This is a genomic window from Vicinamibacteria bacterium (assembly GCA_035620555.1).
Classification (GTDB): domain Bacteria; phylum Acidobacteriota; class Vicinamibacteria; order Marinacidobacterales; family SMYC01; genus DASPGQ01.
On the sequence record DASPGQ010000472.1, the window covers coordinates 1 to 8,875 of the forward strand.

At 63.5% G+C, this 8,875-nt stretch carries 7 protein-coding genes; 6 read left to right on the forward strand and 1 reads right to left on the reverse strand.

Annotated features, from left to right (window positions below; all coding sequences use genetic code 11):
* The 6 genes from VEK15_19025 to VEK15_19050 form a co-directional block, all read left to right on the forward strand.
* Window positions 1-180: DUF4136 domain-containing protein (locus tag VEK15_19025; GenBank protein ID HXV62800.1), on the forward strand; the 180-nt coding region annotated here is incomplete at its 5' end.
* A 305-nt stretch (window positions 181-485) separates the two neighbouring features.
* Window positions 486-1,799, forward strand: coding sequence for an anaerobic C4-dicarboxylate transporter family protein (locus VEK15_19030; GenBank protein ID HXV62801.1), 1,314 nt, complete (start codon window positions 486-488; stop codon window positions 1,797-1,799).
* Window positions 1,800-2,224: 425 nt separating this feature from the next.
* Window positions 2,225-3,355, forward strand: a complete 1,131-nt coding sequence (locus VEK15_19035; protein HXV62802.1) for an efflux RND transporter periplasmic adaptor subunit — start codon at window positions 2,225-2,227, stop codon at window positions 3,353-3,355.
* Window positions 3,356-3,358: 3 nt separating this feature from the next.
* Window positions 3,359-6,514: a multidrug efflux RND transporter permease subunit gene (locus tag VEK15_19040; GenBank protein ID HXV62803.1), complete on the forward strand. Its 3,156-nt coding sequence runs from the start codon at window positions 3,359-3,361 to the stop codon at window positions 6,512-6,514.
* A gap of 1 nt (window position 6,515) precedes the next feature.
* Entirely contained in the window at window positions 6,516-7,988 is a 1,473-nt protein-coding gene (locus VEK15_19045) for an efflux transporter outer membrane subunit (protein ID HXV62804.1), read from the forward strand.
* Complete coding sequence (locus VEK15_19050) at window positions 7,985-8,395, forward strand: hypothetical protein (GenBank protein ID HXV62805.1); 411 nt, start codon at window positions 7,985-7,987, stop codon at window positions 8,393-8,395. Before VEK15_19045 ends, VEK15_19050 begins: the two co-directional genes overlap by 4 nt.
* Before the next feature lie 135 nt (window positions 8,396-8,530).
* Here VEK15_19050 and VEK15_19055 read toward each other — a convergent pair.
* The coding region (locus VEK15_19055) for a hypothetical protein (GenBank protein ID HXV62806.1) at window positions 8,531-8,875 on the reverse strand (345 nt) is incomplete at its 5' end.

Below are 8,875 nucleotides of genomic sequence, written 5' to 3' on the forward strand. Positions count from 1 at the left end.
CTCGTGGTCGACGTTTGGGAGCCCAAGGAAAAGAAGCTCATTTTCCGAGGAACGGCTACCGACACCGTGGACGCGAACCCCGAGAAGCTCGAGAAGAAGATCAACAAGATGGTGGAGAAAATGGTCAAGGAGTTCGACAAGAAGCTCGAGAAAGAGGCAAAGAAGAAGAAGTCTACCTGAACCAGGCCTGCGCGCTCCGGTTTTCCCAGTCACAGGCGCTAGCGTCGGCGCGACCCGCGATGCGTCCTTGCATGCAGAGCGGGTTCGCGCAGCTCGCCTCTGGACAACGAACCAATCGATTCGAGTCCAGCGCCTCACCTCCACAATACCGGTAAATTCTCGTTGTCGCCCCCGTAGTTTTACGAGTTCCGGCCTCCCCCAGCTTTCAGTAGGCTCCGGATCATGGGTGCGAATCGTCCCGAAGGGGTTTCGGGGCCCGGGACACACGAGCTTATGGAGCTACGTCCTCGTCCCGGTCGGACTTCATGATCTGGCTCGACCTCGCCATCCTGCTCGGATGCATCGTTATCGGCGCGAGGCTCGGGGGCATCGCGCTCGGAACCATTGCCGGCATCGGTCTGGTTGTTTTCGTTTTCGTTCTCGGGCTCCCCGCGGGCGAGCCGCCTTCCGAGGTTCTGGGCATGATCGTTGCGGTCGTGACCGCCGCGGCGGCGATGCAGGCCGCGGGAGGTCTCGACTATCTGGTGTCCATTGCGGACAAGCTGTTGCGCAAGCGGCCCCAATACATCACCTTCCTGGCCCCTCTCGTGACCTATGTCTTGATCGCGGCGTCCGGGACCCAGCATGTCATCTATGCCCTTCTTCCCGTCATCTCCGAAGTCTCGCGCAACGCCGACGTCCGGCCCGAACGGCCGCTCTCGATGAGCGTGATCGCGGCCCAGCACGGTCTCGTCGCGTCCCCGATCTCGGCGGCGACCGTGGCCATGCTCGGCGCCCTATCCGGGATGGAGGTGAGCCTTCCTCGCGTTCTCGCCACCGTGGTGCCGGCGACGCTCGTGGGCGTGCTCCTCGGCTCCCTCTCGGTCGCCTGGCGGGGGAAAGAGCTCTCCGAGGATCCCGAGTATCAAGCGCGGCTTCAACGGGGCGAGATTCAGCCGGCGGGGCGCCCCGGCGAGCTCGCCGGATCCGCGCTCGGCAAGGCGCGAGGCTCCATGCTCGCGTTCCTGTCGGCGATTGCCATCGTCGTGCTGCTCGGTCTCGTTCCCGCCCTTCGGCCCGGTGGTCTCGAGATGCCCCCAGCGATCATGATCGTGATGATCGCGACCGCGGGCGTGATCATGACGTTCTTCGGCGCCGGAGCCGAGGCCACGATCACGGGCTCGATCATGCGGGGCGGGCTCACCGCTTTCATCTCGATCCTCGGCATCGCCTGGCTCGGCTCCTCCTTTTTCGAGGGAAACCGCGAGACCATCGTCTCGGGCCTTTCCGGGCTCATCCAGCAGCAGCCGTGGCTCTTCGCGCTGGGCCTGTTCGTTCTCTCGATCCTGCTGTTCAGCCAGGCCGCCACCGTCGTGACCCTGATGCCGGTGGGAGCCGCGCTCGGTCTTCCCGCATCACTCCTCCTCGGCGTCTATCCCGCGGTCAACGGCTATTTCTTTCTTCCCACTTACGGGACCGTCCTCGCGGCGGTCTCGCTCGATAGCACGGGCACCACCAGGATCGGCAAGTTTCTCATCAACCACAGCTTCATGCGTCCGGGCCTGGTGACCACGATCTCGGCCACGCTCGTCGCGTTGGTCTTGAGCTCGCTGTATTCCAGTTTAGGAGGTACGTCATGAGATTCGCTCGCATCGCCGTGCTCGCCATGTTCTCACTCGGCGTCGGCTCGCAGAGCTTCCCTCAAGCGGGGTTTCGCACCGAACGCGATCTACTCGGGGAAAAGCAGATCCCCGCCGAGGCACGACGAGCTCGGGCTCATTGCCTCGGATACCCTGAACCCCCAGAAGTCACGGGTTCTTCTGCGGCTCATCCTGCTGAAACCGCCCACGGCCAAGGAGATCCAGAGAATGTTCGTCGAGTACTGACACTAAACTGTTAGGACATACGCGGTCGGCGTCATCGGCGCTCGTTCGTTTCGAAAGAACTCTCGGTGTCAAAAGCGAACCGTGTTGGGACATAGGAGCGAGGACGATGAGGAGCCGAAGCACGGCTCGAAGCCTTTCGGACATATAATGCCGCCTTTCAAAACGAGGAAGTGTGGGTGATGAGTAAACTGATTCGATTCTATGCCGCGGGGGCCGTTTCCGCGCTGGGGCTTTCATCTTGCAAGGAAGAAGCTCCACCTCCCCCTCCTCCTCCGGCGGTGAAGGTGGCGGAAGTGCTGACCCGCGACGTTCCCATTTACGTCGAAGCCATCGGGCAGACACGGGGCAACACCGAGATCGAGATTCGTGCCCGCGTCGAGGGGTTTCTCGAGACCGTCGACTTCGAAGAGGGGACGTTCGTCAGCAAGGGAAAGCTACTCTATACGATCGATCCCCGGCCCTTCGAGGCCGCGCTCTCGCAGTCGAAAGCAAACCTGGCCCGAGCGGAGGCAGAGCTGGCCCGTGCCCATCAGGACGTCGTCCGCTACGAGCCTCTGGTGGCGAAGAACGCCATCTCGCGGCAGGATTACGAGACCGCGGTCGCGGTCGAACGGGCGCAGGAATCCGCGGTCGAGGCAGCCCGGGCCGCCGTCGAAAGCGCCGAGATCGACCTGAGCTATACGAAGGTCGTCGCCCCGGACAATGGGCTCATCGGAAAAACCGAGGTCTACCCGGGAACGCTCGTGGGCCGCGGTCAGAGCACGCTCTTATCCCACATCTCCAAGATCGACCCCATCCACGTGCGATTCACGATCGCCGAACGAGATTACCTTTACTACGCGAGACGGCAGGAGGAGAGACGGGCGGCCGAGAGCGCCGAGACTCCGTTCCAGCTCGTGCTGGCCGACGGAACGGTCCATTCCCAACCGGGACGGCTCGTCTTCGTGGACAGAAACGTCGATCCCCAGACGGGGACCATCCTCCTCGAGGCCTCGTTCCCGAACCCCGAGCGCATCGTTCGCCCGGGCCAGTACGCCCGGGTGCGCGCCGCGGTGGACGTGAAGAAAGGCGCCATCCTCGTTTCCCAGCGTTCGGTCCAGGAGCTCCAGGGAATCTACAACGTGGCAGTGGTGAAACCCGACGACACCGTGGACATCCGCATGGTGACTCCGGCGGAGCGTATCGGGACCCTCTGGGTCATCGATTCGGGGCTCAACAACGGAGAACGAGTCGTCGTCGAGGGACTGCAAAAGGTCCGGCCGGGCGCCCAGGTCACCCCGGAGACGGTGACGATCGAGGAAGGGAGCTAGCCCATGGCCGAGTTCTTCATCCGGCGGCCGATCGTCGCCATGGTGATTTCAATCCTCATCGTTCTCCTCGGCCTCAATACGCTTCGGGGCCTTTCGTTCGAGCAGTACCCCTTTCTCGCGCCTCCCACGATCCGCGTCACCGCAACCTACCCTGGCGCCTCCGCCGTGGCCGTGGAGCAGTCGGTGGCGACGCCGGTCGAGCAGGAGGTAAACGGGGTCGAAGGCATGATCTACATGAAGTCGTCGAACACCAGCGACGGCCGCATGCAGCTCGATGTGAACTTCGCCGTGGGTACGAACCAGGACATGGCGAACGTCCTGACCCAGAACCGCGTGTCCTCGGCCCAGGCCCGGCTCCCTCAGGAAGTCATTCAGCAGGGAGTCACCGTCAAGAAGCAGAGCCCCAGCATTCTGATGGTGGTCTCGCTCTATTCACCGAACGGGAGCTACGATGCCAACTTCCTCATCAATTACTGCGGCATCAACCTCCGTGACCAGATCCTGCGCACGCCGGGGATCGCCCAGGTCGACCTCTTCGGGGGCACCGACTACGGAATGCGTATCTGGCTGCGGCCGGATCTGATGGCGAAGCTCGGCCTCACGCCCGCGGACGTCATCGGCGCCATCCGCGAGCAGAACCTCCAGGCGCCGGCGGGACGCGTCGGGATGCGCCCGTCGCCTCCGGACCAGGAGTTCACCTATACGGTGAGCGCCCCCGGTCGGCTGGTGACCACCGAGGAGTTCGAGAACATCATCATTAGAGAAACCGAAACCGGCGCTCAGATCCGCGTCAGGGACGTGGGGAGGGCGGAGCTGGGATCTCAGGACTACAACTCCTTCGGCCGTCTCGATGGGCAGCCCGCGGGAGCCATGGCGGTCTATCTTCTTCCCGGGGCGAACCAGCTCGTGGCCGCCGAAGCGATCTACCAGAGCATGGAGCGGGCGAAGGAGCTCTTCCCCGCCGATATGGACTACAAGATCGTATACGACACCACTCCCGCGGTGGAGGCTTCGATCGAGTCGATCGTCCACACCTTCATCGAGGCGGTCATCCTCGTCACCCTCGTCGTCTTCATCTTTCTTCAGAACCTGCGGGCGACGATCATTCCCCTCATCACCGTCCCCGTGTCCCTCATCGGGACGTTCATCTTCTTCCCCGTCCTCGGCTTTTCGGTGAACACCCTCTCGATGTTCGGACTCGTCCTTGCCATCGGCATCGTGGTCGACGATGCCATCGTCGTGGTCGAGGCGGTGATGCACCATATCGAGCACGGAAAGAGTCCCCGCGACGCGACCGTCCAGGCGATGAAGGAAGTGTCGGCTCCCGTGATCGGAATCGCGCTCATTCTTTCCGCGGTATTCATTCCCGTGGCTTTCATCCCCGGGCTCACCGGCCGCATGTACCAGCAGTTCGCGCTCACCATCGCCATCTCGGTTCTGCTATCGGCGTTCAGCGCGCTCTCGCTCTCGCCCGCCCTCTCGGCGATGCTGCTGAGGCCGGCGAAGCCGATGCGGGGTCCGCTCGGATGGTTCTTCGGAGCGTTCAACCGTCTGTTCGAGCGGACCACGAACGGCTACGTCAAAGGGGCTCAGATTCTCGTCCGCCGCTCGATTCTCACGATCCTGATCGTGCTCGTGGTGGCCGTTGGTGCGGGGCTCTTCGGCGGGGCTCTCCCCGCGGGGTTCATCCCCGACGAGGACCAGGGAATCCTCGGAATCAATGTGACCCTGCCCCCAGGCTCTTCTCTCGAGCGCACGAGCGCGGTCCTCGGTCAGGTCGAGGAGATCGTCTCGAAGACCGAGGGCGTCGACTCCTACCAGACCATCGGAGGGTACGGCCTCGTCACCAGCACCTACCAGCCCAACTTCGGGACGCTCTTCGTCAGGCTCCATCCCTGGGAGGAGCGCCATACAGAGGCCCTGCACGTCCGCGGAATCATGGCCAACTGGCAAGGCCAGTTCGCCCGCATCCCTGAAGCGGTGATTTTCCCCTTCAACATCCCGACCATCTCCGGCTTCGGCGCTTCGGCCGGCTATAACTTCCTCATTCAGGACCGGAGCGGGAGCCTCTCGGTGGACCAGCTCGGCGAGCTCAGCCGGGAATTCCAGGCCGCCGCACGACAGAGGCCGGAAATCGGAAACATCTTCACTTCCTTCGACCCGCTCTACCCGCAGGTCAAGGTCGACCTCGATCGCGACAAGGCGCGAAAGCTCGGCGTTCCCATCAACGAGGCGTTCCAGGCGCTCGCCTCGAGCCTCGGCGGCACGTACGTGAACGACTTCAACCGCTTCGGACGCTTGTTCCGGGTCTACGTACAGGCCGAGGCCGACTATCGTCGCGAGCCAGAGGACATCGGTGAGATCTACGTCCGCAGCAACACCACGGGAGACATGATCCCTCTGTCGACGATCCTCACCATCACTTCGCAGTCGGGAACCGAGCTCACGAATCGGTTCAACCTGCTTCGCTCGGTCGAGCTCCAGGGTGTTCCCGGACGGGGGTTCGCCTCCGGACAGGCGCTCGCGGCGCTCGAAGAGGTGTTCCGAGAGACGATGCCTCCGGAGATGAGCTTCACCTACTCCTCGCTCTCCTACCAGGAAAAGACGGCGCCCCCGGCGGCTCCTACGTTGGTCGCCGCGATCGTTTTCGTCTTTCTCCTTCTCGCCGCTCTCTACGAGAGCTGGCGTCTTCCGTGGGCCGTGCTGCTGGGCTCACCCCTCGTGGTTCTCGGGGCGTTCTTCGGCGTCTGGCTCCTGGGATTCGACAACAACGTGTACGTGCAGATCGGGAACATCATGCTCATCGGTCTCGCCGCGAAGAACGCGATTCTGATCGTGGAGTTCGCGAAGGTCAAGCACGAAGAGGGCATGTCGCTGCAGGATGCCGCGCTCGAGTCGGCGCGGCTGCGGTTCCGCCCCATCCTGATGACCGCCTTTGCCTTCATCCTCGGCGTGGTGCCTCTGATGAAGGCGACCGGCGCCGGCGCCGGCGCCCAGAACGTAATGGGAACGGCGGTTTTCTTCGGGATGCTCATCGCCACCGCCCTGGGCGTGTTCCTCATCCCGGGAAACTACGCGTTCGTCGAGGGCCTCGGACGATCCAAGGCGAAGAAAGAGACTCCGATCGCGGCGGCGCCGTCTCACGAGGGGGCACACTGAGATGGTGGCATTCCGTGCACGCGCTCGGCTCGCCGTTGCGGTCCTGTCGCTGTGGTCGGCTGCCATCTCCTGCAAGCTCGGCCCCGACTATGCGCGTCCGCCGGTCGTCACTCCCGAGAAGTGGCGGGAGCTCGCGGCCGCCGACGCCTCGATCGCGAACGTCCCGTGGTGGGAGCTCTTCCAGGACGAGGAGCTCCGAAGGCTCATCACCACGGCTCTCGAAGAGAACCGCGATCTCAAGATCGCCATCGAGCGTATCGAGGAAGCCCGAGCTCTCTATGGAATCAGCCGGAGCGAGCTCTACCCCCAGGTGGACGCCCGCGCCATCGGGGGCGGTCTGCGCTTCAGCGAGGGAAGCCTCACCCACACTCCGGAGACGGGCGAGAACCGTGACAACACGAAAGCGCTCTACAATCTGGACGTTGGTTTTTCCTGGGAGCTGGACTTTTTCGGGCGCGTCCGGCGGGCGAACGAAGCCGAGCGCGCCCGCATCCTCCAAACCCAGGAGGCGCGCCGCTCGGTCACCATCACGCTGGTGTCCGAGGTGGCGCGAGCCTATATGGAGCTCCGCGACCTGGACCGAAGGCTCGAGATCTCGAGGCGAACGCTCGAGTCGAGGCGCGAGTACGTCGAGCTCGCTCGCGAGCGCTTCGAGGGAGGAGTCACTCCCGAGGTGGACTGGCGCCAGGCGGAGGCGGAGTTCTACCGCGTCCAGTCGTTCGTATACGAGGTGGAGAAGCTCGTCGTTCAGAAAGAGAACGAGCTTTCGCTCCTTCTCGGCCGCAACCCGGGAGCGGTCCCGAGGGGGCGTTCCGTGGAGGATCAGCCGATTCCTCCCGATGTGCCCGCGGGACTTCCCGCGGCGCTTCTGGATCGGCGTCCCGACGTGCGGGAGGCCGAGCAAAGGCTAGTCTCCGCGACCGCTCGGATCGGGGAAGCGAAGGCGATGCTCTACCCCCGGATCAGCCTCACCGGCGCCTACGGCTTCGCGTCCACCGATCTCGAGAATCTGCTCGACGGTTCTTCCCAGAGCTGGAACATCTTCGCGGGGCTGCTGCAGCCGATCTTCAACGCGGGAAAGAACAAGCGACGGGTCGAGGTCCGGGAGTCGCAGCAGCGCCAGGCGGTCTACGACTACGAGCGAACGCTCCTGCAGGCGCTCCGGGAGGTCGAGGACTCTCTGATCGGCCTACAGAAAGCCGGAGAGCAGCGCGGATCGCAGCGAGAGAGAGTCGCGGCCGAGCGCAAGGTGCTGGAGCTTTCCGAGCTACGCTACCGCGGCGGGGTCGCCGCCTATCTCGAGGTCCTCGATGCGCAACGGTCGCTCTTCAACGCCGAGATCGACGAGACGGCGAGCATGAGCGAGCACATCAATTCTCTCATCCGCCTCTACAAGGCCCTCGGGGGCGGATGGCCAACGGCGGAGGCCGAGCCGCCACCACCCCCGCCAGCCGTGGAGGCGAAAGAGCCATGAGCGAGTATTCCGATTGGATTCGTGAACACAGGTGCGTCTACGACATTCAAACCGTGGTCGAGCTGGAGAAAGGCGCGGCGACTCAGGTCGGCTTCGAGCTCAATCTCCACGCCGAGCTTCCCATCGGAGAGAAGCTCACGCCGGAGGACGGGAAGAAGCTCGACGAGATCCGTGACCGGTTGGGAGACATCCTGGAGTCGTTGATTCCTAAAGACACCAAGGCCAAAGTCGAGAGGGTTCCCTTTCGCCGCGCGGTGCGCTTTCCCAAAGGTGTGGGAAAGAATCCGATGGTTACCCGAACGCTTCGGGTTTTTCACCCCGACTACGCCGCCTTGCAGCCCGGGGACCGGGAGAAGCTGCGCCCCACGGAGAAGCGCCTCGAGGAGATGGGAGTCACGAGAGCGTGACGAAACGCTGTCGTCCAGAGTGAGAGAGGCGGAAATTCGCTGAATTCAGGAGCGGATCCTGGTTAGCGTCGACGTCGGCGCGAAAGATGCCGTGGAGCGAGCTCGCGAACGAGTCCCGATGGCGGAACGCACACCTTACGGCAGATTCACATGCCCGTTGCGCATCTTCCATAGATAGTACTTCTCGAAAGCCAGCTTGAAGGCGTGGTTTTGCGGGCCGGGGATCATCACCGCTGCCTTTCGCGGCGGCAGCATACCGGTTCCGAGAATCATCACTCCGTTGTTGCCGGCATCCATCACGCACACGGCGGGGATGTCGCCGAAGGCCTTCTCTTCCGAAGGACGCTTTCCCTTGATCTGGCTCACGATGTTGTGAGCCGCCACGTGGGCCATCTTCTCCGTGGGGAAACCGGTCTTGGGCATGCCCGTGGGAGTCGGCGTGGTCCAGGGCAGCGGGATGCCTGCCGCGATCCCGACGGC

Bases quoted from the DNA above. Each gene is read 5' to 3' on its own strand.
- VEK15_19030 (HXV62801.1), top strand. From the start codon at position 486: ATGATCTGGCTCGACCTCGCCATCCTGCTCGGATGCATCGTTATCGGC.
- VEK15_19035 (HXV62802.1), top strand. From the start codon at position 2,225: ATGAGTAAACTGATTCGATTCTATGCCGCGGGGGCCGTTTCCGCGCTG.
- VEK15_19040 (HXV62803.1), top strand. From the start codon at position 3,359: ATGGCCGAGTTCTTCATCCGGCGGCCGATCGTCGCCATGGTGATTTCA.
- VEK15_19045 (HXV62804.1), top strand. From the start codon at position 6,516: ATGGTGGCATTCCGTGCACGCGCTCGGCTCGCCGTTGCGGTCCTGTCG.
- VEK15_19050 (HXV62805.1), top strand. From the start codon at position 7,985: ATGAGCGAGTATTCCGATTGGATTCGTGAACACAGGTGCGTCTACGAC.